The sequence below is a fragment of the Winslowiella sp. 2C04 genome, assembly GCF_050037805.1.
GTDB lineage: Bacteria > Pseudomonadota > Gammaproteobacteria > Enterobacterales > Enterobacteriaceae > Erwinia > Erwinia toletana_A.
The window spans coordinates 1,245,869-1,272,379 of the sequence record NZ_CP188300.1; the positions used below are offsets into that span (position 1 = coordinate 1,245,869).

At 53.0% G+C, this 26,511-nt stretch carries 24 protein-coding genes; 14 read left to right on the forward strand and 10 right to left on the reverse strand.

All coding sequences use genetic code 11. The features are described 5' to 3' along the window. Nucleotides 1-24: 24 nt before the first annotated feature. A complete protein-coding gene (locus tag ACP3TC_RS05385; RefSeq protein WP_313853151.1) occupies nucleotides 25-213 on the reverse strand; it encodes a YfgG family protein in 189 nt (62 codons plus the stop codon). Between the two features lie 314 nt (nucleotides 214-527). Between ACP3TC_RS05385 and ACP3TC_RS05390 the strand changes: the two genes are divergently transcribed. Next, nucleotides 528-2,762: a sensor domain-containing phosphodiesterase gene (locus ACP3TC_RS05390; RefSeq protein ID WP_313853150.1), complete on the forward strand. Its 2,235-nt coding sequence runs from the start codon at nucleotides 528-530 to the stop codon at nucleotides 2,760-2,762. On the opposite strand, the gene tehB is transcribed toward ACP3TC_RS05390, so the two are convergent. The 3 genes from tehB to ppk1 form a co-directional block, all read right to left on the reverse strand. After that, complete coding sequence (gene tehB / locus ACP3TC_RS05395) at nucleotides 2,752-3,360, reverse strand: tellurite resistance methyltransferase TehB (protein ID WP_426817711.1); 609 nt, start codon at nucleotides 3,358-3,360, stop codon at nucleotides 2,752-2,754. The two genes, ACP3TC_RS05390 and tehB, sit on opposite strands and share 11 nt — an antisense overlap. A gap of 91 nt (nucleotides 3,361-3,451) precedes the next feature. After that, entirely contained in the window at nucleotides 3,452-4,978 is a 1,527-nt protein-coding gene (ppx, locus tag ACP3TC_RS05400; protein ID WP_313853147.1) for an exopolyphosphatase, read from the reverse strand. 6 nt (nucleotides 4,979-4,984) lie between these two features. Next, nucleotides 4,985-7,045, reverse strand: a complete 2,061-nt coding sequence (gene ppk1, locus ACP3TC_RS05405; RefSeq protein WP_313853146.1) for a polyphosphate kinase 1 — start codon at nucleotides 7,043-7,045, stop codon at nucleotides 4,985-4,987. Nucleotides 7,046-7,199: 154 nt separating this feature from the next. On the opposite strand from ppk1, the gene ACP3TC_RS05410 reads away from it, so the two are divergent. The 3 genes from ACP3TC_RS05410 to pstB are packed head-to-tail and all read left to right on the forward strand — an operon-like array spanning nucleotide 7,200 to nucleotide 11,781. Further along, nucleotides 7,200-9,335: an ABC transporter permease subunit gene (locus ACP3TC_RS05410; RefSeq protein WP_426817712.1), complete on the forward strand. Its 2,136-nt coding sequence runs from the start codon at nucleotides 7,200-7,202 to the stop codon at nucleotides 9,333-9,335. Further along, nucleotides 9,332-10,984 (forward strand): phosphate ABC transporter permease PstA, encoded by a 1,653-nt coding sequence (pstA, locus tag ACP3TC_RS05415; protein WP_426817713.1) that lies wholly within the window; start codon nucleotides 9,332-9,334, stop codon nucleotides 10,982-10,984. Before ACP3TC_RS05410 ends, pstA begins: the two co-directional genes overlap by 4 nt. A 14-nt stretch (nucleotides 10,985-10,998) precedes the next feature. Further along, on the forward strand, nucleotides 10,999-11,781 hold the full coding sequence (gene pstB, locus ACP3TC_RS05420) for a phosphate ABC transporter ATP-binding protein PstB (RefSeq protein WP_426817714.1): 783 nt from the start codon (nucleotides 10,999-11,001) through the stop codon (nucleotides 11,779-11,781). A gap of 55 nt (nucleotides 11,782-11,836) precedes the next feature. On the opposite strand, the gene purN is transcribed toward pstB, so the two are convergent. Both purN and purM read right to left on the reverse strand, forming a co-directional pair. Then, nucleotides 11,837-12,475 (reverse strand): phosphoribosylglycinamide formyltransferase, encoded by a 639-nt coding sequence (purN, locus tag ACP3TC_RS05425; RefSeq protein WP_313853142.1) that lies wholly within the window; start codon nucleotides 12,473-12,475, stop codon nucleotides 11,837-11,839. Beyond that, on the reverse strand, nucleotides 12,472-13,512 hold the full coding sequence (gene purM, locus ACP3TC_RS05430) for a phosphoribosylformylglycinamidine cyclo-ligase (protein WP_313853141.1): 1,041 nt from the start codon (nucleotides 13,510-13,512) through the stop codon (nucleotides 12,472-12,474). Before purM ends, purN begins: the two co-directional genes overlap by 4 nt. Nucleotides 13,513-13,741: 229 nt before the next feature. Here purM and upp point away from each other — a divergent pair, with 229 nt between their 5' ends. The 3 genes from upp (at nucleotide 13,742) to hda (ending at nucleotide 16,520) form a co-directional block, all read left to right on the forward strand. Next, a complete protein-coding gene (gene upp / locus ACP3TC_RS05435; RefSeq protein ID WP_313853139.1) occupies nucleotides 13,742-14,368 on the forward strand; it encodes a uracil phosphoribosyltransferase in 627 nt (208 codons plus the stop codon). A gap of 71 nt (nucleotides 14,369-14,439) precedes the next feature. Then, entirely contained in the window at nucleotides 14,440-15,723 is a 1,284-nt protein-coding gene (gene uraA / locus ACP3TC_RS05440) for a uracil permease (protein ID WP_313853138.1), read from the forward strand. An 89-nt stretch (nucleotides 15,724-15,812) separates the two neighbouring features. Then, the gene (gene hda, locus ACP3TC_RS05445; protein ID WP_313853137.1) at nucleotides 15,813-16,520 is read left to right on the forward strand and encodes a DnaA inactivator Hda; all 708 of its coding nucleotides are present in this window, start codon (nucleotides 15,813-15,815) and stop codon (nucleotides 16,518-16,520) included. Between the two features lie 36 nt (nucleotides 16,521-16,556). Here the strand turns inward: hda and arsC are convergent, their stop codons facing one another. Then, nucleotides 16,557-16,904: an arsenate reductase (glutaredoxin) gene (arsC, locus tag ACP3TC_RS05450; protein ID WP_313853135.1), complete on the reverse strand. Its 348-nt coding sequence runs from the start codon at nucleotides 16,902-16,904 to the stop codon at nucleotides 16,557-16,559. A gap of 10 nt (nucleotides 16,905-16,914) precedes the next feature. Then, complete coding sequence (locus ACP3TC_RS05455; RefSeq protein WP_313853134.1) at nucleotides 16,915-18,381, reverse strand: beta-barrel assembly-enhancing protease; 1,467 nt, start codon at nucleotides 18,379-18,381, stop codon at nucleotides 16,915-16,917. 45 nt (nucleotides 18,382-18,426) lie between these two features. On the opposite strand from ACP3TC_RS05455, the gene ACP3TC_RS05460 reads away from it, so the two are divergent. The 3 genes from ACP3TC_RS05460 (at nucleotide 18,427) to ACP3TC_RS05470 (ending at nucleotide 21,465) form a co-directional block, all read left to right on the forward strand. Continuing rightward, entirely contained in the window at nucleotides 18,427-18,621 is a 195-nt protein-coding gene (locus ACP3TC_RS05460; RefSeq protein WP_426817715.1) for a hypothetical protein, read from the forward strand. A gap of 49 nt (nucleotides 18,622-18,670) precedes the next feature. After that, nucleotides 18,671-20,242, forward strand: coding sequence for a sensor domain-containing diguanylate cyclase (locus ACP3TC_RS05465; RefSeq protein ID WP_426817716.1), 1,572 nt, complete (start codon nucleotides 18,671-18,673; stop codon nucleotides 20,240-20,242). 140 nt (nucleotides 20,243-20,382) lie between these two features. Next, the gene (locus ACP3TC_RS05470) at nucleotides 20,383-21,465 is read left to right on the forward strand and encodes an AI-2E family transporter (protein ID WP_313853129.1); all 1,083 of its coding nucleotides are present in this window, start codon (nucleotides 20,383-20,385) and stop codon (nucleotides 21,463-21,465) included. Nucleotides 21,466-21,547: 82 nt separating this feature from the next. On the opposite strand, the gene bcp is transcribed toward ACP3TC_RS05470, so the two are convergent. Both bcp and ACP3TC_RS05480 read right to left on the reverse strand, forming a co-directional pair. Then, on the reverse strand, nucleotides 21,548-22,015 hold the full coding sequence (gene bcp / locus ACP3TC_RS05475; RefSeq protein WP_313853127.1) for a thioredoxin-dependent thiol peroxidase: 468 nt from the start codon (nucleotides 22,013-22,015) through the stop codon (nucleotides 21,548-21,550). Further along, on the reverse strand, nucleotides 21,993-22,586 hold the full coding sequence (locus tag ACP3TC_RS05480; protein WP_313853126.1) for a glycine cleavage system transcriptional repressor: 594 nt from the start codon (nucleotides 22,584-22,586) through the stop codon (nucleotides 21,993-21,995). The genes bcp and ACP3TC_RS05480 overlap by 23 nt, the downstream gene beginning before the upstream one ends. A gap of 158 nt (nucleotides 22,587-22,744) precedes the next feature. Here ACP3TC_RS05480 and dapA point away from each other — a divergent pair, with 158 nt between their 5' ends. From dapA to ypfJ, 4 genes are all read left to right on the forward strand, one after another. Next, nucleotides 22,745-23,623 (forward strand): 4-hydroxy-tetrahydrodipicolinate synthase, encoded by an 879-nt coding sequence (dapA, locus tag ACP3TC_RS05485; protein ID WP_313853125.1) that lies wholly within the window; start codon nucleotides 22,745-22,747, stop codon nucleotides 23,621-23,623. 14 nt (nucleotides 23,624-23,637) lie between these two features. Further along, nucleotides 23,638-24,672, forward strand: a complete 1,035-nt coding sequence (gene bamC / locus ACP3TC_RS05490) for an outer membrane protein assembly factor BamC (protein ID WP_313853124.1) — start codon at nucleotides 23,638-23,640, stop codon at nucleotides 24,670-24,672. A 124-nt stretch (nucleotides 24,673-24,796) separates the two neighbouring features. Further along, nucleotides 24,797-25,510, forward strand: a complete 714-nt coding sequence (purC, locus tag ACP3TC_RS05495) for a phosphoribosylaminoimidazolesuccinocarboxamide synthase (protein WP_313853123.1) — start codon at nucleotides 24,797-24,799, stop codon at nucleotides 25,508-25,510. Between the two features lie 139 nt (nucleotides 25,511-25,649). Further along, on the forward strand, nucleotides 25,650-26,504 hold the full coding sequence (gene ypfJ / locus ACP3TC_RS05500; RefSeq protein WP_313853122.1) for a KPN_02809 family neutral zinc metallopeptidase: 855 nt from the start codon (nucleotides 25,650-25,652) through the stop codon (nucleotides 26,502-26,504). Nucleotides 26,505-26,511: the final 7 nt, after the last annotated feature.

Consider the following 26,511-nt stretch of genomic DNA (forward strand, 5'->3'; position numbering starts at 1 on the left):
CGTATCATAACGTGACGCAGAGCATTATTCAGTATTGACGGGTGTGGCGATTGTCGATGTTTCAGGCATCGCTTTTTTTTGCTGATGATGGTCAATCGCGCCTGGAATGGAATAAATCAAACGTCCAAGCAGAATGATAAAACTGATCAGCAATACGATGCGCGTCATCCGCCCCGTTTTTTTGTGTCGTTTCATAGTCATAGCGTTGTGCACGCAATGGGCTCCTGTGGTTGGCTTACGAAAGTAAGCGACTTAGTTATTTAGGCACAGCATAGCGGCCAGGTCAATCTGCTGCGGATGCTTACCGTGCAAAAATATCACCTGATTACCTGCCGTTAATTAAACAGGTTGGCTGTACAAAAATTTATCTGATGATGAGTTGATTTATGTCAAACTGGCAATGACCTGGTTGCATGTCAGGTAGCTCCCGTCGCGGGGGCGGGCCAGCCCCAATGGGCTTCTTCAGGATGAAGAGCAGCAAAACGGCACGGAATGCTTGCCGGGTTCTGCAATATACGATGATGCATATGCGCAAAAAATTCTGTTTTAAACAGTTCAGCACTCGCTGGTGGGGATTACCGCTGATACTGCCGTTAATCCTGATGCCGTTTTCCAGTCATTTCTCTGCTCGTCTGCAACTTCCCGACGGTGATGTCTATCTTATTTATCTGCCGCTGGCGATGATGGTCGCGATGCTGATGGTATTTGACTGGGCGGCGCTGCCAGGGGTGGGTATCGCATTGCTGTGCCGGTTTATTCTGCATATCTCACCGGCTCAGGCGCTGATTGCCAGCATCATCTTTTTGGCCGCGATGAGCATCAGCTGGACCGGCTACCGCATGCATGCGCGCAGTCGCTGGAGTGCCGGTTTTGGTGAATTCAGCATGATGCCGGTTCGTCTGTTCTGGTTGGGTTTTTTTCTGCCGACGTTGATGCTGATCCTGCTACAGACCGTGGTGACGCTGGGCGTGCTGCCGGAAGCCAGCGGGATCTTTTCCCCGGATCCTTTTACCATCCGAACGTTAATCAACTACCAGTCGCTGCTACTCTCCTGTATTTCTCTGATGCAGGTCTACTACTGGTTGATTCGCATTATCAAAAGACCCCGTTTCGCCCCATTGCTATGGGGACGCCTGAAGCGACAAATCGCCGATGAGGTGACCTGGCGCGAATTAATCTGCTGGGCGATGCTGATGGCCGTGATACTGGCTATTCTTACCCATTTCCGCCTTGACCGGGAAAATCTGCTGACCAGTGATTACACCCTGACGCTGTTGCTGCCGCTGATGCTATGGGCCGCGATGCGCTTTGGCTATCTGATGACCTCACTCAGCTGGTCACTGATTCTGGTGGCGCTTTATCAGTTTCGTGAGCAGTTTGTCGATATGCAGACTCAGCTACTGCACCTGGCGATTATCTCCTCGAATTTGCTGGTATTTACCCTGACTATTTTTATGATGGCGGCGATTGGTAACCGCCAGCGGCGGATTATTTTTAAATCCCGGCGCGCCGCGCTGACCGATCCGGTGATTGGCTTGCCCAATCTGCGGGCACTTAATGTCGATCTCGCGAGCCGCGCCCAGTCTACGCTGTGCTTTTTGCGTATACCTGAACTGGATCTGTTAAGTCGGACCTATGGTCTGCAACTGCGCATTCAATATAAGCGTTGTCTGGCAGGTCATCTCCGTCCTTTGCTGCGCCCGGGAGAGGACGTCTACCAGTTACCGGGATTTGATCTGGCGTTGCAACTGGAAAGCGCTACCCACCTGGTCCGTATCGAAGAGATTGCTACCCGGCTAAAAAACTATCGCCTGACGTGGGATGGTTTACCGCTGCAGCCGAGCGTCGGGCTGAGTTTTTGCACCGTCAGACCGCCGGTGAGCCATCTGCATGAACTGCTGGGAGAGCTGAGTGCGATGGCGGAAGTGTCGCTGAATAGCGGACTGCCGGAGAATTTGCAGCAGGGGGGCGTGCCGGTGCAGCGCAAGGTAAAAGACAAACTGTCGATGTTGCATGAAGTGCAACATGCGCTGGATGACAATAAGTTTGTGTTACTGGCTCAGCGTATACAGGGGCTTCGCGGCGATGACTATCACGAAATCCTGCTGCGAATGGTAGATTCTCACGGCAATCAGCTGAAGCCGGAGGTATTCCTGCCGGTGGTGCACGAGTTTGGCATGAGCTGGGAGATCGACCGCTGGGTACTTGATCATACGCTGTGCTTTATCGATCAGCATCGTGAGGCGCTGCCTGCGGCACGCTTTTCGGTTAATCTTTTTGCCTCCACTTTGTGTCGTCCGTACCTGGCGCGTGAAATTGATACCATGCTGAAAACCTACAATGTGGAGCCGTGGCAGCTGATCGTTGAAGTAGAAGAGTCGCATATGCTCAGTGATTTCAGCTGGGGAAATCGCTCGATCAATCAGTTGCGCTATCTGGGGTGTCGGGTGGCAATCGATGACTTTGGCACCGGCTATGCCAGCTATACCCGTCTGAAGGAAGTGCAGGCCGATATGCTAAAAATAGATGGCAGCTTTGTGCGCAACATTCTGACCAGCAGCCTCGATTATAATATTATCGAGTCTATTTGCTGCGTCGCCCGCCTGAAGCGAATGAAGGTGGTGGCTGAGTTTGTCGAATCAGATGAAATAGCCGCCGCGCTAAAAAAGCTCGGGGTCGATTATTTGCAGGGCTATGCCATCAGTATGCCGCAGCTCCTGTCGAGCTTAGCCCCTGCAGTTAACCCTGATATCAATCCTTAGTCGGAGCCTTTTGCGCCAGCAGGGTGGCGAAACGCAACTTAATGCGGTTGCCGTTTTCGTCGGTTTTAAACAGCTCACCGACTTCCTCGTTGTACTTCAGAATATGCCATTTGCGGTAATAGTGGCTGAGCTCACCGGATTTAAAGGTGAACGGGAAGGGCAGAGTGCAGGGATAATCGTCGGTGTTCATCGCGGCAACGATCAGGTTATAACCATTTTTTACCGTGCTGGCCTGCATATCGGCAATCATCTGCGGGATGGTTTCCGGTTGCAGAAACATCATGACCACGGTAGAGAACACCAGCTGGTACTCGCCATTAAAACGCAGGGTATCCAGATCTTTAATATCGGTGCTGATACCGTCTAACGACTCTTGCCCGATGATGTGATTCAGTTTGGCGATGCTCTGCGGATTTTTATCCCAGGCGGTAAGTTCATAGCCTTGCTGATTCAGGTACAACGTATTGCGTCCGTTGCCGCAGCCAAGATCCAGCGCTTTACCGGGGGCAATGCGACTGGCAGCCTCGACGATTTCAGAATGGGGCGCGCTGAGTGCATACTTTTGGAACAGATCGTTGCGGGTATCTGGGGTTGTCATAATAAAACCGTTATTAAATGATAGCCGGACATTATCAGCAACGGCGAGGTTCGAATCGCCGTTGCTGGCGGCTTTAAACTGTGCCGGATTTTTACGGCGCTTCCTGGATCATCAGCTTCCAGCCGACCACATCTTCCCAGTACGCCTGCTCGCGCTCAAGATCGAGTTGTACCAGGTTATTCTGAGCAAAGTAGCCGGCAGGGAAGGTCAGCGTCCAGTGGCCATCATCCGTTTCCAGCAGCAAGGTGTCGGGTTTAGTGGTTGCCTGACGCTGATTGTTCAGCAGCGCACCTAACCGCAGCAGAAACACCAGCGGCAAAAATTGCTTCTTCTTAAACAGGGTAAAACGCGGCATCTCATCCACTTTCACCGCTTTACGATGATAGCGTACCAGCATCGCCAGCAGTGATTGTTGATCCTGATTAAAGCCCGGCATATTGGTATTTTGCAGGATATAAGAGGAGTGGCGCTGTAAGCCGCTGTGATTAATGCTCAACCCGACTTCATGCAGCATGGATGCCCATTTGAGCAGCGCTGCCAGCTGGGGATTGGCCTGTTTTGGATTTTGATTTTTCCATTGCAGATAGAGTAGCTCAGTGGTGTCGAGTACCCGACGGGCCTGGTCGGTGTCGATGTTGTAGTGATTCGCCAGGCTTTGTGCCGTGCGGCTACGAATATCCTGATGGCGGAAACGGCCTTCCATCTCATACAGCACACCTTCACGCAGCGCACCGTCCGAAAGGCGCAGCTCGCGGATCGCCAGCGCATCAAACACGCCGCACAAAATCGACAGTCCCGGAACAAATACCGCTTTACGCTCATCCGACAAGCCCGGCAGGCTTAAGGCATCAAAGGACTTATGCTTAATCACCTCGTCATACAGCATTTCGAGGCGCTCCGGGGTAATCAGCTTATCTTTCTCACCCATTGCCTGTAGCACTTCACAGGCTGCTTTGATGGTGCCTGATGCGCCAAGGGCAAACTGCCAGCCGAGCAGGCGATATTGCCAGGCAAGGGTTTCCAGCTTTTGCGCGGCGGCCAGCCGTGCGCGGCGGAAATTCTCTTTACTGATCTCGCGCTGCGGGAAATAGAGATTGGCAAAACTGACGCAGCCCATGCGTCGGCTTTCAACCAGCTTGGGTTCAAAATCTTCGCCGATCACCAGTTCGGTTGAACCACCGCCGATATCAATCACCAGCTTACGGCCTTTCTCTGGCTGGGTGTGTTCCACCCCCATAAAGATCAGGCGTGCTTCTTCATGACCAGAGATCACTTCGATCGGATACGGAATGACATCGGCGGCGCGCTGGAGAAAATCCTCCGCATTAACCGCCTGACGTAAAGTATGGGTGCCGACAATAGTGACATTGGCCGGGCTGAAGCCTTGCAAGCGCTCGGCAAACAGCGCCAGGCAATTCAGACCTCGCTGAATCGCATCTTCACTCAGCACATTGTTGGCATCCAGCCCATCGGCCAGATGTACCCGCTGTTTCAACCTTCCCAGCACCTGCATGGCACCATCCACCACGCGTGCAATCACCATGTGGAAACTGTTTGAACCGAGGTCAATAGCAGCAAATTCCTGCGGTTTGGGCGTACTTTTATGGGATATTGGCATAGTGAATTATTCAGGTTGTTCCAGGGATTTGATGTAATCGTAAATGGCTAACTGTGCGCGAACCTTACGGCGGTTGCCACGCGGCACATAACGATTACTCAGCTCTTTATCAACGAAGCGAGCTTTCAGGGTATCACTGAACAGGATGCCAATAATATCCAGTATGCGCTGTTTCAGCGTGGGATCGAGGATCGCCACCGCCACTTCGATACGGTAATCAATATTACGGGTCATCCAGTCGGCAGAAGAGAGATAGACTTTTTTATCGCCGCCGTTATCAAAAATATACACCCGGTCATGCTCAAGATAGCGATCTACGATACTGATTACCTTGATATTATCGCTGATGCCTTCAAGATTCGGGATCAACGAACACATACCGCGGATCAGCAGATTAACCTGCACCCCAACGCTTGATGCGGTGTACAGCCTGTCGACTAAACCTTTATCCACCAGGTTGTTCACTTTCAGCGTAATGCCAGCCGCAATACCGTTCTGCGCATTGGCAATTTCATTATCGATCAGCTGATAAAGCATCCGGCGCGAGTTTTGCGGCGAGACCATCAGATGTTCAAAACTGACCGGGCGGTAAGGATTTTCGATAAAGTTAAACACCCGGCGCACTTCATTTGTAATGCGCGCATCGGCGGTCAGTAATGAATAGTCGGTATAGATGCGTGCGGTCTTCTCATTAAAGTTACCGGTGCCAATATGAGCGTAGCGCACAATTTCATCGTTCTCACGGCGTGAGATTAAAAACAGTTTGGCGTGGATCTTTAAGCCCGGCGCGGAGAAGATCACATGAACACCCGCTTCGGTTAAGCGTTTTGCCCAATGAATATTGGCGGCTTCGTCGAAACGTGCCTGTAACTCGACCACGACCGTGACTTTTTTGCCGTTATATGCGGCGTGGATCATTGCATCAATAATGCGCGAGTTTTTCGCCACGCGATAAATATTAATTTTAATCGCCAGTACGCTCGGGTCAAACGACGCCTGGCGCAGCAGCTCCAGCACGTGCTCGAAGGTGTGATAAGGATAATAGAGCAGCACGTCGCGATGACGAATAGCATCAAAGCCGTTACGGAAGCCATCAAACCAGATATGGCGCAGCTGCGGCAGTGGCTTGTTGACCAGATTGGCTTTGCCGACGTTAGGGAAACTAATAAAGTCTTTAAAGTTATGGTAACGGCCGCCAGGTATAATTGAGTCGTAATTCGAGATGCTGAGTTTGCCGCGCAGCAGTTCGACCATCGCATCCGGCATATCACGCTGATAAACAAAGCGTACCGGCTCAGCGGTCAGACGCTGTTTCAGGCTGGATGACATCAGTTCCAGCAGGCTGGATTCCATCTCAGTAACCAGATCGTACTCGGCGTCACGCGTCATTTTCATTGAGTAAGCGTTGAGCGCGTCATAATCGAAAAAGCCTTTAAAGATATCATCCAGGCAATAGCGCAGAATGTTATCGAGCAAGATCATCGGCTTGCGGCGACGTGGCGTTTCCGGCGGCAGATTAACGAAGCGCGGCACTTTATCCGAAGGGATCTCCAGCAGTGCATAGCGGATATCTTCGCCGCGAATAATCTCGATCGCCAGATAGGTATAGTCGTCTTTCAGAAACTCGGTCAGATCGGTATCACGGTTGATCAAAATCGGCGTGATGTGCTGGCGCAGATGGTGTTTAAAGTAGTGCCGCAGCCAGTTCTGTTGATTTGGCGACAGCTGACGCTCATTGATCAGAAAGATCTGGTTGCGCGCCATTTCCAGCAGCAGATCGTTATACAGGCCGTCGAACTCCTGATCGGCTTTCATTACCCGCTGCTGAATCTTTTTCAGCAAGTGGCGCGGCGTACTGGGCGAACCCTGTTCTTCGCCTATCAGAATGCGGCGCTTCAAATCGGCAAAGCGGACCTTATAAAATTCATCAAGATTATTGGAGTAAATGCCGAGAAAACGCATCCGCTCAATTAGCGGATTGCTCTTGTCTGCTGCTTCCTGCAATACACGTTCATTAAAAGATAACCAGCTCAGTTCTTTTTCAATGTATAACTTTTCCTGACCCATTTTTACTCCGATGTGCTGATTCAGGACCAAGGTATCCGGTGTCCAAATCCATTATGGCGAGAGTATGGCTGCATTGTCCAACCTCAATAGTTGTCTTATCAAGCGGCTACGGGCAACATAGCGGCCTCAAAGCGAAACGGAACCTTTTTCTGGCATGATCGACAACCATATTCCGGTGCAATACAGCGACTCAAGGCGGCGATTTTTCGACCGGCTGACGCATCGCGTGGTCACGGCCTGTGGCGTCGGTATCCTGCTGGTCATGATGCTGCTGTTTTTCTGGTTAATCTGGGTAGTGACGCCGCTGTTTACTGCGCCTTCACTCCAGCAAGTCAGCCACTTTGCTTTATGGCAACCGCAACCTGCGGTGGCGATTGGCCTGAATGGCAAGTGGGGCTGGCGTATCGATCAGCATGGCAGCGCCCGTTTTATTCCGCTCAGCGGCGAGCCGGCTGAACCGGCACTGCAGCTGGCCACTGGCCCGGTTCAGGCGGCGGTTACCGCCGATAAATCTGCGGTGGCATTGTTACAGCCTGATGGCAGTATTAAATTAATTACCGCCGATTTTACCGCCAGCGAAGATGAGCCACGCTGGAAATTTCCGCTCGGCGACCGCGCGCTGGCGATTTCAGCACGGTCTTTGCGTCATCCCGCCGTCGCGCATCCCGCAGACGATCGCTGGCTGTTTGCCGCCGCCAGCGATAATACCATTGAGCTGGCACGGCTACAGCCCAACCAGACGCCGCAAATTCAGACCATCAATCAGGCAGGGACAGATCAGCTGCTGCTGACGCCAGATGGAAAGCTGCTGTTTGCGCTGGCAGATAATCTGCTGCGCGTCTGGCGCATTACGGCGGACAATATTACCCTGCGCGATACCATCACGCTGCAGGAAAAACCGCAGGAAATGCTGCTATTAAGCGGCGGTGACTCGTTGTTGCTTGCCGGGCCATCCGGCATTGCGCAATGGTTTGATATCGCCAGCCCTACAGGTCCGCACCTTAACTTTATCCGCAATTTTACCGGCGCTAAGGCGCAACCGCTGTTCTTCAGTGAAACTCATCGCCGGGTGTTCGCCACCCTCAGCCCGCAAGGCCAGCTTACGCTATTTGCCAGTAAACAGGACGGCGCGATTTTCTCGCATTCGCTGCCTGCCGGGATTACTGCCGCCGAGTTTGCACCACAGGGGAATGGACTGCTGGTGGAAAGTCAGGGTGAGTGGCGCTACTTCAGCTTGCACAATCCTTTGCCGGATTTTAGCTGGCGCAGTCTGTGGCAGAAAGTCTGGTATGAAAACTATCCGCAACCGGCGTGGGTATGGCAATCGACGGCGGCTGAAGATTACTACCAGGGAAAATTCAGTCTGGTGCCGATGGTATCCGGCACGCTGAAAGCCGCCGCGTTGGCGCTGCTGTTCGCCACGCCGCTGGCGCTGGCTGCTGCAATTTATACCGCCTGGTTTATGTCACCCGCGCTGCGGCGCTGGGTGAAACCGGCTATCGAAATGATGGGCGCGCTACCCAGCGTGGTGGTGGGCCTGATTGCCGGGCTGTGGCTGGCTCCACGTATTGCCGATCATCTGTCCGGCGTGCTGCTGCTGCCGTTTGTGCTGGCCGCAACGCTGTTGCTCTGTGGCTGGGGCTCACGCCGCTTGCCGCCGCGCTGGCGACATCGGCTGTGCGCCGATGGCCGTGAGGTGTGGATACTGGTGCCGCTGTTGCTATTGGTCAGCCTGCTGACGCTGTGGCTGGTGCCCTTACTGGACGGCTGGCTGTTTAGCCGCGGGCTGGCGGAACGTCTGGCGCACGGCTATGAGCAGCGCAATTTGCTGGTTGCTGGCGTGGCGATGGGATTTGCGCTGGTGCCGCTGATTTTTACCCTGGCAGAAGATGCAATTTTTAGCGTTCCCGCCTCGTTGGGGCAAGGTTCACTGGCGCTGGGTGCCACGCCATGGCAAACCTTGTCACGCGTGGTGTTACCCGGCGCATCGGCAGGTATTTTCGCCGCGCTGATGATCGGTTTTGGTCGCGCGGTGGGGGAAACCATGATTGTGCTAATGGCTACCGGCAATACACCGGTTACCGATGGTGGTTTGTTCCACGGTTTGCGAACGCTGTCGGCCAATATTGCCGTCGAAATGCCGGAAGCGGCGGCGGGTAGTGCACATTACCGTATTCTGTTCCTCAGCGCGCTGGTGCTGCTGTTGTTTACTCTGGTGGTGAATACGCTGGCAGAAGTGGTGCGCCAGCGGTTGCGTCAGCGCTATGGTCAGCATGAGGGGCAGGGATGAATAAGTGGATGGCGCAGAACGACCGCTGGCGCTGGTTAACCGCCGGTGCAGTGGCGTTCAGCCTGCTGGCGTTTTTGCTGCTGATTAGCTTACTGGCCTGGCAAGGATTACGCGGTTTCTGGCCCCAGCCGGTAACGCTGTTCACGCTTAATCAATCTGCTGCGGGCAACGTGCAGTTACTGGGCGAGGTGGTGAATCACAGCCAGGTTTCTCGCCAGCAGTTGCAGGATAGCGGTAGCCGCATCGCTGAGTCGTTACCGGAAACGGTCACGCGTTATCTGATCAAAACCGGCAACCGTGATTTTGCCGCGCCGGATTTTCGCACGCTGTTGTCCAGCGATATCGCTCAGCGGCAGCAACCGGAAGAGATTATCGTGTTGCAGCGCCGCACGGGTGGCAACGCATATGGCTGGTTTGCCGGTTTGCGCGACGGCACTCAGCCTTTAGTGGCGCAAAATATGAAAGCTGCGCTTCAACAGCGGCTGCAGCAAACTCGCCTGCAACTGGAGCAGGCGGCGCATATTCGTCGCGTGGAGATGGCGCAGGTGAATGCTCAGCTGGAAGCTCTGCAGCTACAGGCGCAGGAGTTGCGTGAAGAGAAACAGTACGACGCGCAGGAGCAGTCGATTCATCAGGCGGGGCGGGCCGAACTACAGCGCCAGTTTAACCGGCTGGCGGCGCGGCTGGCGTCGCTTAACAGTGAAATTGAACGCAGCGCGCTATTGTTGCGTGATGCCAGTGGCAACGTGCAGCGTATTCCGCTGACGCAGATCGTCGCCGCCTGGTATCCGAATGCGATGACGTCTGGGCAAAAATGGCAGCATTTCGCCATGCAAATCTGGCATTTTATCAGCGACTCACCGGGCGAAAATCAGTCGGATGGCGGCGCGTTTCCGGCGATTTTTGGTACGGTGCTGATGGTGCTGTTGATGTCGGTGATGGTGATGCCGTTAGGCGTGATCGCTGCCGTCTGGCTACATGAGTATGCTGACCGCAATGCATTAACGCGCCTGGTGCGGATTGCGGTAGTGAATCTTGCTGGCGTACCGTCGATTGTTTACGGCGTTTTTGGCCTCGGTTTTTTTGTCTGGCTAATTGGCGGCACGCTCGATCAGCTGTTTTTTCCGGCTTCGCTACCTAATCCGACTTTTGGCACCCCTGGCTTATTATGGGCCTCGCTAACGCTGGCACTGCTGACGTTACCGGTAGTGATTGTTGCGACCGAAGAGGGGCTGTCGCGGATCCCTTCCGCTTTGCGTCAGGGCTCGCTGGCGCTGGGCGCCACCCGGGCGGAAACCCTGTGGCACATCACCTTACCGCTGGCATTACCGGCGATGCTGACCGGCCTGATTCTGGCGGTGGCACGCGCCGCAGGCGAAACTGCGCCGCTGATGCTGGTCGGGGTAGTGAAGCTGGTACCGGAATTGCCGATTGACGGCATTTTCCCTTATCTGCATCTTGATCGTAAATTTATGCACCTTGGCTTCCAGATTTACGACCTGGCGTTCCAGAGTCCGAACGCCGAAGCGGAGCGCCCGCTGGTTTATGCGACGGCCTTGTTACTGGTAAGCATTGTATTAGGACTGAATCTGGCGGCGATGGGCTTGCGCCATCGCCTGCGCGAGCGCTATCGTGCGCTGGTGCAATAACTGTGGACACTGTAATGCATTCAACCGTGGATTTTGCCGCAACAGAAACGGCGCTGGAACTGAATCAGCTGTCGTTGTGGTATGGCGATAAACAGGCGCTGAAAGATATCTCACTGCGGTTACCGAAAAACCGTATTACCGCGCTGATTGGCCCTTCCGGCTGTGGCAAATCGACGCTGCTGCGCTGCTTTAATCGTATGAACGATTTGATTGATGGCTGTCGGGTGGAAGGCGATATTATGCTGGAGCAGCAGTCGATTCTGCAAAATGCTGGCGACCTTTCCGCTCTGCGCCGCCGCGTGGGTATGGTATTTCAACGGCCAAATCCTTTTCCCAAGTCGATTTATGAAAATGTGGTATACGGACTGAGATTACAGGGCGTGCGCGACCGGCGGGTGCTGGATGAAGCGGTTGAGCGCGCGCTGCGCGCTGCGGCACTGTGGAGCGAGGTTAAAGACAGTCTGCGGCAGAATGCGCTGACGCTCTCCAGTGGTCAGCAGCAGCGCTTAGTGATTGCACGTGCCGTGGCGATTGAACCGGAGGTGTTGCTGCTTGATGAGCCAACCTCGGCACTCGATCCAATCTCGACGCTGGTGATTGAAGAGCTGATGACCACGCTAAAGCAGCATTTCACGCTTATTCTGGTGACGCATAACATGCAGCAGGCGGCACGCGTCTCGGACTACACCGCGTTTATGCATAATGGCAGCGTGGTGGAGTTTGCGCAGACCGACGATCTGTTTACCACACCGCAGGCGCGTCGTACTGAGGATTATATTACGGGCAGGTATGGTTAAAGATTAAAGCAGAGCAGCAAGAGTAACAGGCCAGCCATTGCTGGCCTGTTCTCATTTAGTCAATCGCATAACCTTCGGCAGGCAGTTTTACACCGTCCATCCAGGCGGCATTATTCTGCATGGTCAGGCGACCATCGATAAACCAGCTGACAACCCGTGGATAGATAGCATATTCCTGCTGCTGCACGCGGGCATTGACTGCTTCTTCGCTATCACCGGCAAAAATCGGCACTTTAGCCTGTAAAATCACCGGGCCACCGTCCAGCTCATCGGTAACAAAATGCACCGAGGTGCCGTGCTGATCATCACCGTTTTCAATGGCTTTGCGATGGGTGTGCAGGCCGGGATATTTCGGCAGCAGCGAAGGGTGGATATTCAGCAGACGCTGCTGATAATGCGCGACAAATGCCGGGCTGAGAATGCGCATATAGCCCGCCAGCACCACTAAATCCGGGCCGTAAGCGTCGATTTCCAGCATTAGCTGACGATCGAAAGCTTCACGGTCAGAAAACTGGGCGGCTTCCAGCGCATGGCCGGGAATGCCGGCGGCGCGTGCGCGTTCCAGACCAAAAGCGTCGGCTTTATTACTGAAAACGGCAGCAATGCTGCCGTTGATTTGTCCTTGCTGGCAGGCATCTAAAATGGCCTGGAGATTACTTCCGTTTCCGGAAACCAGCACGACTATCTTTTTCATGGATTAATAACCACACGCTCTTCAGCATCGGAAGCTTTAATCACGCCGATCTTCCACGCGAGTTCGCCAGCATCAGTCATTAACTGCACCGCTTTGTCGGCATCTGCCGGGCTGAGCGCGATAACCATACCGACGCCACAGTTAAAGGTGCGATACATTTCATGACGGCTGACATTACCTGCCTGCTGCATCCAACTGAAAATGGCGGGCCACTGCCAGCTTGACTCTTCCAGCACGGCTTGGGTGTTGTCTGGCAGCACGCGTGGGATGTTTTCCCAGAAGCCGCCGCCGGTCAAATGAGCAATGGCGTGCACATCAACCTGTTCGATCAGGCTGAGAATGTTTTTCACGTAAATGCGGGTCGGAGCCAGCAGATGATCGGCGATCGATTTGCCTTCCAACTGGGTGGTTTCCGGTTCGGTCTGGCTGACCTCGAGGATTTTGCGCACCAGTGAATAACCGTTAGAGTGCGGGCCACTTGAACCCAGCGCGATCAGTACATCGCCGTCCTGCACTTTGCTGCCGTCGATGATTTCTGATTTTTCCACCACGCCGACGCAAAAACCCGCCACGTCATAATCTTCGCCATGGTACATGCCCGGCATTTCAGCGGTTTCGCCGCCGACCAGAGCACAGCCAGACTGCTGGCAGCCTTCAGCAATACCGGTGATTACGCTGGCTGCGGTGTCCACATCCAGTTTGCCGGTAGCATAATAGTCGAGGAAGAACAGCGGCTCAGCACCCTGAACCACCAGGTCGTTAACACACATGGCGACCAGATCGATACCGATACTGTCGTGGCGTTTCAGATCCATTGCCAGACGCAGCTTGGTGCCGACGCCGTCAGTGCCGGAAACCAGAATTGGTTCGCGGTATTTTTGCGGCAGCGCACAAAGGGCACCGAAACCGCCCAGTCCACCCATCACTTCCGGGCGACGAGTCTTTTTCACTACGCCTTTAATACGATCGACTAAAGCATTACCAGCATCGATATCTACGCCGGCGTCTTTATAGCTGAGAGAGGTCTTGTCGGTCACTGCGAAATCCCCACGCGGTTGCGGTTGGTGGTTTGAAATTAAAGCGCGGCAATTCTATCAGCGCAGGCAAACGTTTGCGAGTCTCATCTTAGCTGACATTGCGTATCGCTAAATTTTAGACAATCCTTAGCTAATTGATCTTAATTGCTTCAAGTCATATGGCGTGCTGAAAAAAAGGCGGTATAATCCCGCGATTTTTTTTGCCGCTAACCACTCCGGGAGAACAACAATGAAGATCGTGGAAGTCAAACACCCGCTCGTCAAACATAAACTGGGCCTGATGCGTGAGCATGATATCAGCACCAAGCGTTTTCGTGAGCTCGCCTCAGAAGTGGGAAGTTTGCTGACCTATGAAGCTACCTCGGATCTGGAAACCGAAAAAGTCACCATTGAAGGCTGGAATGGTCCGGTTGAGATCGAACAGATCAAAGGTAAGAAAATTACCGTCGTCCCGATTCTGCGTGCCGGTCTTGGCATGATGGAAGGGGTGCTGGAGCATGTACCTAGTGCGCGTATCAGTGTTGTTGGCGTCTATCGTGACGAAGAAACGCTGGAGCCGGTGCCGTATTTCCAGAAGCTGGTGTCAAATATTGAAGAGCGTCTGGCGTTGGTCGTTGACCCAATGCTGGCGACGGGCGGTTCAATGATTGCCACCATCGATCTGCTGAAAAAAGCCGGTTGTAACAGTATTAAAGTTCTGGTGCTGGTTGCCGCGCCGGAAGGGCTGGCGGCGCTGGAGAAAGCGCATCCGGATATTGAAGTCTATACCGCGTCGGTCGATCAGGGGCTGAACGAGAAAGGCTACATTATTCCTGGGCTCGGTGATGCCGGCGATAAGATTTTCGGAACCAAATAACTTCTTAAAAAAATGAAGCCGACCGCAGAGTCGGCTTTTTTATGGCAAAAATAACATCTCAAGGGGATACCATGACTCGTCGCGCCATCGGCGTTAGTGAGCGGCCACCGCTGCTCCAGACCATTCCACTCAGTTTCCAGCATCTGTTTGCCATGTTTGGCGCAACGGTGCTGGTGCCGATTCTGTTTCATATCAATCCGGCAACGGTGCTGCTGTTTAACGGTATTGGTACGCTGCTGTACCTGTTTATCTGTAAAGGCAAAATTCCCGCTTATCTTGGTTCCAGCTTCGCCTTTATTTCTCCGGTACTGTTACTGTTACCGCTGGGTTACGAAGTGGCGCTGGGTGGTTTTATTATGTGCGGCGTGCTGTTTTGCCTGGTGGCGCTGATTGTGAAAAAAGCCGGTACCGGCTGGCTGGATGTGATGTTTCCGCCAGCGGCAATGGGCGCAATCGTCGCGGTCATCGGGCTGGAACTGGCGGGAGTGGCTGCCAATATGGCCGGCCTGCTGCCCGCTGATGGCAGTTCTGCCGACAGCAAAACCGTGATTATCTCGCTGGTAACGCTGGCGGTGACGATTTTTGGCTCGGTCCTGTTTCGCGGTTTTATGGCGATAATCCCGATTCTGATTGGTGTGCTGGTTGGTTATGCGTTGTCATTTGTACTGGGCATTGTTGACTGGACGCCGGTGCGCGATGCGCCTTGGTTCGCGCTGCCAACGTTCTATACGCCACGCTTTGAGTGGTTTGCCATCTTTACCATTTTGCCTGCGGCGCTGGTAGTGATTGCCGAGCACGTTGGTCACCTGGTGGTGACGGCGAATATCGTTAAAAAAGACCTGATGAAAGATCCGGGCCTGCATCGTTCGATGTTTGCTAACGGTATCTCGACCGTATTCTCCGGTTTCTTTGGCTCAACGCCGAATACCACTTACGGCGAGAACATTGGCGTGATGGCGATTACCCGCGTTTACAGTACCTGGGTCATTGGCGGTGCGGCAATTCTGGCGATTCTGCTTTCCTGCGTGGGTAAACTGGCCGCCGCGATTCAGGTGATTCCGGTTCCGGTGATGGGCGGTGTATCACTGTTGTTGTACGGAGTGATCGGTGCCTCCGGTATTCGGGTACTGATCGAATCGAAAGTGGACTACAGCAAAGCGCAAAACCTGATCCTGACCTCGGTGATCCTGATTATCGGCGTCAGCGGTGCGAAAGTGCACATTGGTGCGGCAGAACTGAAAGGGATGGCGCTGGCGACCATTGTTGGCGTCGGATTAAGCCTGATCTTCAAAGCGATCAGTGTGCTGCGCCCGGAAGAAGAGGTGCTGGATGCGGAAGATGATTCGCCGCATTGATCGACCAGTGGGCAGCTCAGGCTGCCCATTTCATTTAAAGACAGAAGTTGTGATAAACTTTTGCTGTTTTCTGCCCGTTCACACTTGAGGTGCTTCTGAACACGCCGGCACAGCTTTCATTGCCACTCTATTTGCCCGACGACGAAACCTTTGCCAGCTTCTGGCCAGGGGAGAATCCGTCGCTACTGGCTGCGCTAAAAGGCGCGCTGCATCAGGAACATGGCAGTTATTTCTACTTCTGGTCACGCGAAGGCGGTGGGCGCAGTCATTTGCTGCATGCCGCTTGCGCGGAGCTTTCGGCACAGGGCGAAGCGGTCGGTTATGTTCCGCTTGATAAACGCACCTGGTTTGTGCCCGAAGTGCTGGATGGTATGGAGCAACTGGCGCTGATATGCATCGATAATATTGAATGCATCGCGGGTGATGAGCTGTGGGAGATGGCGATCTTCGATCTGTATAACCGGATTCTCGAAACCGGCAAAACACGGTTGTTGATTACCGGCGATCGTCCGCCGCGTCAGCTTAATCTGAAACTGGCCGATCTCGCGTCACGCCTCGACTGGGGGCAGATTTACAAGCTGCAACCGCTCTCCGATGAAGACAAGCTGCAGGCGCTTAAGCTGCGCGCAGACCTGCGCGGTTTTGAACTGCCGGAAGATGTCGGTCGCTTTCTGCTGAAACGGCTGGATCGTGAAATGCGCACGTTATTTGATACGCTGGATAAGCTCGATCGCGCCTCCATCAGTGCTCAGCGTAAGCTGACCATTCCCTTTGTTAAAGAGACGCTCGATCTATAGTGCCGGAGGCGCAAGCCTCCGACTGAGAGTACAATCCTACAGAATTTCCAGCACTTGCTCAGGTGGGCGACCGATACGCGCCTGGCCGTTAGCCACCACAATTGGGCGTTCGATCAGCTTTGGATGATCGATCATTGCCTGTAACAGCTGTGCTTCACTTAGAGATGCATCTGCCAGATTCAGCTGCTTATACTGCTCCTCTTTATTACGCAGCAGTTGACGTGCGCTGTTAAACCCTAACTGTTGCAGCAAAGACTTGAGCGTCGCTTCATCCGGCGGCGTATCGAGATAGAGCACCACTTCGGGTGTAACTCCGTGCTGTTGCAACAGATTCAGGGTTTCCCGGCTCTTTGAACAGCGCGGATTATGATAAATAGTGACCATCGATTTTCCCTTACGATTTTGAATACTGGCGGAAGCGCTGCTGTAACTGACGTAGCTGATCGATACGCGCGTCATAACGTGCCTGCTTCAGGCTTCCCAGTGGAACTTGTGAACTGGCACCGCTCAGAGTGGTAATCGCTTGATCGAGGCGACCGGCCAGTGCCAGACCTTCGGCACGTGCCGACAACTCTTCATCACGCAACCCCTGCGCAGCCGAGGCCTGCGCCAGTAAATCCCAGCCGTTAGGATCGTTAGGATGCGCCCAGGTGTAGCGATTAAGAATGCGGCTGGCGGCGGCAGGCTGTTTAGCTTCGACATAGGCATTCGCCAGGTTAAGTTGCAGCACCGGATTGCTGGCGGAGGCGCTAACGGCAGTCAGGCGTTTAATCGCCTGCGGAGCCTGATTCAGCCCGATATCAATATCGGTCATAATATCGAGATACCAGACATTGCCGGGCTGTTTCGCCAGCAGCGGTTCGATAATACGTTTAGCATTAGCGTAACTTTGTGCCTGGAGAAACTGAATCGCTTTGCCGTATTGCGCCGCCTGCTGTGCACGGATATTGCCCTTTTCCCAGCTTTCCAGCAGATCGTCATTCAGCTGATTGCGGCCGGTTGAGTACATGCCGAGTGCGCGCACTTTAGCCATATAAAAATCCTGTGAAGACTCCACCACTACCTGACGCATCTGATTAGCACGGTTACGCGCATCGGCCAGACGGCTATCGGGTAAGGGGTGCGTCAGCAGAATTTCCGGTGGTTTAGAAGCGTAACGTGACTGATCGGCCAGCTTTTGCAGAAATTCTGGCATCGCTTGTGGATCGAAGCCCGAACGCTGTAATACCTGGAGGCCGATACGGTCGGCTTCCTGCTCGTTATTTTGCGTAAAACTGATCACGCCCTGACGAGAGCCGGCCAATGTACCGGTCAGCGCCGCCATTCCTGCCTGCGGATTGGCCATGGCCAGTAAAATGGAACCGAGTGCGCCAACCCAGGTGAGCGGTGCATTGCGCTGCTGTTCTTCCATTGCGCGCGCGAGATGGCGCTGGGTAACGTGAGAGATCTCATGCGCCATCACCGACGCCAGCTGACTTTCATTATCGGCATAGCGAAACAGCGCCGAATGCAGTACTACGTTACCGCCAAAAAAGGCAAAGGCGTTAATTTCGTCGTTACGGATTAAGTAGAAGTTAAACGGGGTACGCACTGAATTGGCGTGTGATACCAGCCGTTGACCCAACTGATTGATGTAGTCATTAAGCAGCGGATCGTTAATCAGGGGCGCGCTGGCGCGCAGCTGGCGGACATAAAAATCCCCCATTTGCAGCTCCTGATTTATCGACAGTGTTCCACCCGCGGTGGTGCCAATATCCGGCAGTGAATCGACCATATTATCAGCCCTGGAAGGGATGACACTGCTTGCCAGCAGTGTCGCGATTAATGAAGCGACCAGACTTTTCTTCAACCGGTTAAACATGCATCAGTCCCATAACAAGAAAGTAGTGTTTTGACAGGCCGCAGGATGAAACGTTCTTCGATTGCTGCACTGACGTTTCGCACTCAGACCAACAGTTTAGCGACAGCGGTGCAGGAAAGGAATCCTGCGATTAGCCGCATCGGACCGCTAAAGCTATTTGCAGTAAAAGCTAAGGCAGGCTTACAATTATACGGTGCTTTACCAGGGCATACACCGCATCCAAATCAACGCGCAAAATAAATTTATACTAAGGCGCTACCATTATGTTCAGCAAAATTAAGGTAAGTCTATGTTGAGGCTGTTACGGCCAAAAACCGACTTACGTACCCTGATTACTCTGCTTGCCATTGCCAGCATCGTGATCACCCTGGCTAATTCTCTTTATGCCACATGGCGCGTGCAGCGCGATTTGTTGATTAATAATACTCTTGAGTCGAATCGGGTGTACGCCACCAAGCTGGCGGCCACCACCGAAATTTTCTTCCAGCTGGCGCAATCACAACTCGCTTACAGCGCGAGAATGCTGAGTGATGGTCTTGATGACAAAAGCGCGTTGCAGGGAGAGGTCGACCGTTTGCGCGAACAGACTGCCAGTTTTAACTCGGTAGTGATTGTCGATGCGCAGAGCCAGGTTCGTGCCATTTCACCGGAGTCGCTGAAGCTGGAAGGGATGCAGTTGACCACTGAGACTGCGCGTCAGGCGCTGAAGGAGCGTAAGCCACTTATCAGCCAGCCAGCAATCTCGGCGGCGAATAATTTGATGGTGTTTGTCTCCACGCCGATCTGGTCAAAGGATGGCACCTATCTGGGATATATTGGCGGCGCGCTCTACCTGAAGAAAAAAAGTATTATGAATGCGTTGCTGGGCGAACAATTTTATCGCGATGGCTCCTCGCTGTATGTGGTTGATAAACAGAATCAGGTGCTTTATCACCAGAATGCACAATTGATTGGTCAGACGATTGAGCCGCTAATCAGCGAAGAGGATAAGCAGTCGCGCAGCAGTGGTTATCAGCAAATCACCCATCAGGGGAGTGAGCCGATGCTGGCGGGCTATGCTGTTGTGCCAGCTTCCGATTGGACGATCGTCGCGCTGAAACCGACGCAGTCGACGCTGAATCCGTTAACCAGCTTGTTATTTAAGGTATTAAAGCATTCGGTGCCGTTTGCACTGTTGACCCTGATTGCCGCATGGCTTCTGGCAAGACTGATCGCGCTGCCACTGTGGCAACTGGCGCGTAAAGCCAGCCAGATGGATAATCAGGGGGTGTCGAATGAGATCGGCAGCATCCGATCCTGGTACTTTGAAGCGGCGCAGATTAAACGAGCATTGCTGGCCGGGATCGGTCTGTTACAGGATAAAATTGGCCGGTTAAAGTTTGAAGTGCAAACCGACCCGATGACGCAATTACTTAATCGTCGCGGCCTGAGTGCCGTGCTGGAATATTTCCTCACTACCCGTCAGGCTTTTGCCGTTCTGGCGTTGGATATTGACCATTTTAAACGCGTTAACGACACCTTTGGTCATGACGCCGGTGATGCAGTGATTATCCGCATAGCGCGCGAGCTGGAGCAGAGTTCGCGTCAGACCGATGTGGTATGTCGCAACGGTGGCGAAGAGTTTCTGATGATTCTGCCGGGTGCCGATAACGAGATGGCGCTGATGATTGCCGAACGCGTGCGTCAGCGGATTAACCAGTTGCAGATTGATCAACTGGAAAATATCTCGGTATCCATTGGCGTCTCATTATGGCAGCCCGATCACCAGAGTATCGAAGAGGTGTTTAAGGCGGCAGATGATGCGCTGTATCAGGCAAAAAAAGCCGGTCGCAACTGTGTGATTCGGGCTGCTGGACCGTAACCTCAGGTAACAGAACTGACGAGAGGTAAGGCCAGAAAGGTCTCAGAAAAGCAGGCATCCCTGCTTGCTGCCTTTCTGTTCGCCGTGCCTTTCAGGTACAATCCCGCCTGGTCCAAAATGAACTCAAGGAAGTAAATGTCATGCTGGCATTGTTAATACAGTGGTATCGCCGTCGTTTTAGCGATCCACAAGCCATAGCGTTGTTGATCATTTTGGTGGCCGCATTCTGTATTCTGTTCTTTTTTAACGGATTGCTGGCGCCACTGCTGGTGGCTTTGGTGCTGGCGTATCTGCTGGAATGGCCAACCGTCCGGCTGGAACGGTTAGGATGCTCGCGTAGCTGGGCGACCAGCATCGTGCTGACGATTTTTGCCGGTGTTCTACTGCTGATGGTGTTGGTGGTGGCGCCGGTGGCGTGGCAGCAGGGTATCAGCCTGACGCGCGATATGCCGAATATGCTGAATAAGCTTTATCACTTTGCTGCCGGTTTGCCGAAGCGTTTTCCGGCGCTGGTTGATGCGGGCATTATCGATATTATTGTCGAAAATTTGCGCAGTCGCCTGACCGACCTCGGCGAGTCGGTAGTGAAATACTCACTGGCATCACTGGTCGGATTAATGACGCTGGCGATCTACCTGGTATTGGTTCCGCTAATGGTGTTCTTCCTGCTGAAAGATAAAGAGCAGATGCTTAACGCCGTGCGCCGCGTGCTGCCGCGTAATCGTGGGCTGGCAGGGCAGGTGTGGAGCGAGATGAATCAGCAGATCACCAATTACATCCGCGGTAAAGTGCTGGAGATGGTGGTAGTCGGTATTGCTACCTGGATCGGTTTCCTGGCGATTGGCCTTAACTATTCACTGCTGCTGGCGGTGCTGGTTGGCATCTCGGTGTTAATCCCTTATGTCGGCGCGCTGGTGGTGACGATTCCGGTGATTTGTGTTGGTCTGTTCCAGTGGGGGCTTGGCAGCGACTTCTGGACGATGATTATCGTCTATCTGATTATTCAGGCGCTGGACGGTAATTTACTGGTGCCGGTGCTGTTCTCCGAAGCGGTGAACCTGCATCCGTTGGTGATTATTCTTTCGGTAGTCATCTTCGGCGGGCTATGGGGATTCTGGGGCGTATTCTTTGCCATTCCGCTGGCAACGCTGGTGAAAGCGGTGGTACATGCCTGGCCTGATGGCATGCTGGTTGAAGAAGAAAACCGATCTCATTCAGACTGATGTAGAGGCGGCGTTCTCGCCGCCTGTGCCTGGCATCAGAACCGGAGCCGAAAACGGCTCCTCTACAGTAAAATCGCCCGTATCAGGCTGATTTCAGATATTCCATCACAATATCGTGGTGGTTGGTGGTTTTGAAATTATCGAACACTTTCTCAACCTTACCTTCACCGTCCAGCAGGAAACTGATGCGGTGTATGCCGTCGTAGGTTTTACCCATAAAGGTTTTTTCGCCCCAGACGCCAAACTGCTCGCTAACCTGGTGATCTTCATCAGAAAGTAGCGTGAAGTTCAGTAACTCTTTTTCGGCAAAACGAGACAATTTTTCAGCTTTATCGGTGCTGATACCCAGCACTTCGACACCTGATTTTTTCAACTCATCCATGTTATCGCGCAAGCCACAAGCCTGAACCGTACAGCCCGGCGTCATCGCTTTGGGGTAGAAATAGACCAATACGCGCTGTCCCTGGAAGTCGGCCAAATTTACTTGTTCGCCGTCTTGATCGGGCAAGCTAAATTTCGGTGCAAAATCACCGGCTTTCAGTGGATTCATCACTACTCTCCGTTTTTTCTTCATGCTGTGGGTAATTCACGGCACTAATAGTGCCCTGAGCCAGCAGTTCTGTACATAGCTTGTTAAACGCTTGTTCAATAAATGATGCATCCTGGCTGGCAGGACTGTGCGCAGTAATCTGAATATAGAGCAACGGCGGCTGATTTTCTTCTGCTGGCTGAGTGCGTGACACCAGCTCAGCGATATTCATTTGATGAGAATAAAACAGATCGGTGAAGCGCTCGATGATATGGGGTGAGTCGGTGACTTCCACCTGCACCCGTACCGTTGAGGGCATCGCCGGACGGCTGCTGGCGTTGGTACGCTTCATCACGATCAGCAACTCCAGTTCGGCGCCCTTCAGCGGCAGCGTTGATTCAATCAGCGTAATCGCATTCCAGCTGCCGGAAAGAAACATGATAAAGGTAAACTCATCGCCGAGCATCGCAAGCCGACTGTCTTCAATATTGCAGCCACAGCTGCTGACATGTCGGGTAATGGTATTGACAATTCCTGGGCGATCAACGCCCAGAGCGGTAATGACCAAATGATGTTGCTGTGACTGCGGCAAAATGATACGTCCTGTCCGTCATGGTGATTAGCAATAGTAATAACCTTAAGGTAAACATAAAAAATACCCTCTGCCAAGCGCCTCTGTCCTGTTGTCTGCTTGCTTTTCAATGCCCGTCAAACGTACCATGAAGGACTTGTTTGTGGAGGGGATGGCCAATGTTCACGGGAAGTATTGTTGCGCTCGTTACGCCGATGGATGACAAAGGTAATGTCTGCCGGGCGAGTCTGAAGAAACTGATTGATTATCATGTCGCTAGCGGCACTGCGGCGATTGTATCTGTGGGGACCACTGGTGAATCTGCTACCCTCAGCCATGAAGAACATGGTGATGTGGTAATGCAAACGCTGGATCTGGCTGATGGCCGTATTCCAGTGATTGCCGGAACCGGTGCAAATGCCACCGCAGAAGGCATCTCTCTTACCAAACGCTTCGAAAATTCAGGTGTTGTCGGCTGCCTGACCGTCACACCGTACTACAATCGTCCGACTCAGGAAGGGTTGTATCAGCACTTTAAAGCGATTGCGGAAAGTACTTCTCTGCCGCAGATGCTGTATAACGTTCCTTCTCGTACCGGCTGCGATATGCTGCCAGAAACGGTTGGCCGTCTGGCCAGGATAAAAAATATTATCGGGATTAAAGAAGCGACCGGGAACTTATCGCGGGTCAGTCAGATCCAAGAGCTGGTTGATAAAGACTTTGTGCTGGTAAGCGGCGATGACGCTTCGGCACTGGACTTTATGCAACTGGGCGGTCAGGGCGTGATCTCGGTAACGGCAAACATCGCTGCACGTGAAATGGTTGAACTCTGTGCGCTTGCGCAGCAGGGTAATTTTGCTGAAGCGCGCCGCCTAAACCAGCGCCTGATGCATCTGCATCAGAAGTTATTTGTTGAACCGAATCCTATCCCGGTGAAATGGGCCGCGAAGAAGTTAGGATTAATAGCAACCGATACGCTGCGTCTTCCAATGACGCCAATAACCGACGCCGGGCGTCCGGTTGTGGAGCAGGCGCTCAAGCATGCGGGTCTGCTGTAAATTAGGGAGATTTGATGGCTTACTCAGTAAAGAAGTCCACGGTAATTAAAGTTGTTGGACTGTCAACGGTGATGCTGCTTGCAGCTTGTTCCAATGATCAACGCTATAAGCGTCAGGTCAGTGGTGATGAGTCATATTTGCAGGCGACCGAACTGAAAGATTTAACCGCACCAGCAGGAATGCTTCTGCCGCTGCAAAACGGCGAATATGATATCGCGACCACTACCAGTAAAGGCGCGGTTGGCAAACAGCTTGATATCCGTCCACCGGCCCAGCCTCTGGCGCTGATGAACGGTACCCGCACCCAGTTTACCGGCAATACCGGTATGCTGATGCTGGAGAGCAGCCGTAATGGTTCTATCTGGCCGCAGGTAGTGAATGTGGTTCAGTCGTATAAGTTCCCGATTGCCGATCGTCAGGATGCCAGCCAACAGCTGACTACCGACTGGGTACAGTGGAATCGTGCCGATGAAGATAATCAGTACCGTGGCCGCTATCAGATCAGCGTGCAACAGCAGGGTTATCAGCAAGCGCTGACGGTGCGACTGCTGCAACTGCAGCAGCAGGACAAAGACGTTACCTCACCGGTGCAAATTCAGCGTTATACCGCGCAGATGCTTAACGATATCAGTACCGGTTTAGATAAGATGGAATCCGCGCAGCAAGATGCGTCGGCAAATCGCAGCGTCTCGCAGATCGATGTGCAGAGCGGCGCTGATGAAACCGGCTTGCCAAATCTGATTCTGCGCGCACCGTTCAATGCGGTCTGGCAGCATCTGCCAGATGCACTGAAGCGTGCAGGAATGGAAGTGAAAGACAGCAACCGTTCTCAGGGTAGCCTGTCAGTGGCCTATAAGGCACCAGGCAGCAGCCATTGGGATCAGCTGGGCGCGAAGGATCCTGAGTTGCCGAATGGTGATTACAAACTGCAAGTGGGTGATTTAGATAACCGCAGTAGCCTGCAGTTTATCAACCCGAAAGGGCAACCGCTCACGCAGTCTCAGAATGACGCGCTGGTCGCCGTATTCCAGGCGGCATTCAGCAAGTAAATCAGAGGGCCGGATCACTCCGGCCTTTTTTCATTGTGAAAATAATTTAGTCGACGCAGGGGCAAACTTTTTCCGCCCGTGCAGATGTAAAGCAACACTTCTATCACGTTTGGAGTTAATCAAGATGCAAAAGCAAGCTGAGTTGTATCGCGGCAAAGCGAAAACCGTTTACAGCACCGAAAATCCGGATCTGCTGATACTCGAATTCCGCAACGATACGTCAGCAGGAGACGGTGCGCGTATTGAGCAGTTCGATCGCAAGGGTATGGTCAATAATAAGTTTAACCACTTTATTATGACCAAACTTGAGGAAGCAGGTATCCCGACGCAAATGGAAGCGCTGCTGTCCGATAACGAAGCACTGGTGAAAAAGCTGGAAATGGTGCCGGTTGAATGCGTTATTCGTAACCGTGCCGCAGGATCGCTGGTAAAACGCCTCGGCGTGGAAGAGGGCATTGCGCTGAATCCACCGCTGTTCGATCTGTTCCTGAAAGATGACGCCAAACACGATCCAATGGTCAACGAGTCTTACTGCGAAACCTTTGGTTGGGTTAACAAAGAGAATCTGGCACGTATGCGCGAGCTGACTTATCAGGCTAACGACGTGTTGAGCAAGTTATTCTCTGATGCCGGCCTGATTCTGGTTGATTTCAAACTGGAATTTGGTCTGTTCAATGGTGAAGTGGTGCTGGGCGATGAGTTTTCTCCCGATGGCGCACGCCTCTGGGACAAAGAAACCATGGCTAAAATGGACAAAGACCGTTTCCGCCAGAGCCTGGGCGGTGTGGTTGAAGCCTATGAAGAAGTTGCACAGCGTCTGGGCGTAAAATTAGACTAGCCGCGCAATCGTTTCCCTTTCTGCAATTTTCATCGAGGCCGGTTAATCCCGGCCTCTGTTTTTGCATCAGCTGTGGTTATTCAATCGCGGCGCGACTAAAATCCCTGTAATAAGCCAAAAAAAAATACAGGGGTAAGTTATGCGTTGGCAAGGGCGTCGCGAAAGCGACAATGTGGAAGATCGCCGTAATCAGTCGCCATCAATGGGTGGTGGCCGTATGCGCATCCCTCGTGGCAAAGGGGGTATTGCGCTGCTGATTATTGTGATGGTCGCCGGCTATTACGGCTATGATCTGACGCCATTATTAACCGGTGGCGAACCTGCAACCCAGCAATCCTCCCAGCAGCACGTTAGTCCTAAAGACGACGAGGCGGCAAAATTTACTTCAGTGATATTTGCCACGACTGAAGATACCTGGCAAAAGTTATTTCAGCAGATGGGCAAAGAGTGGAAGTCTCCAACGCTGGTGATGTACCGTAATCAGACCTCAACTGCCTGCGGTACCGGGCAGTCGGCGATGGGTCCCTTCTACTGTCCGGCTGACCAGAAGGTGTATATCGATCTCTCTTTCTACGACGAAATGAAAAATAAACTGGGTGCAGACGGTGATTTTGCTCAGGGCTACGTGGTTGCCCACGAAGTCGGCCACCATGTGCAGAAGCTGTTAGGTATCGAACCAAAAGTGCGTCAGATGCAGCAGAATGCTTCACAAAAACAGGCGAACCAATTGTCGGTAAAAATGGAGTTGCAGGCTGACTGCTTTGCTGGCGTCTGGGGGCACTATATGCAGCAGGAACAGGTGCTGGAGCCGGGCGATCTGCAGGAAGCGCTGAACGCCGCTGAAGCCATTGGCGATGACCGCTTGCAACAGCGGAGTCAGGGGCGAGTGGTGCCGGACAGCTTCACCCACGGTACTTCAGAGCAGCGCTACAGCTGGTTTAAACGTGGTTTCGACAGTGGCGACCCGGGTCAGTGTAATACCTTCGGCAGCTGATTTTGAG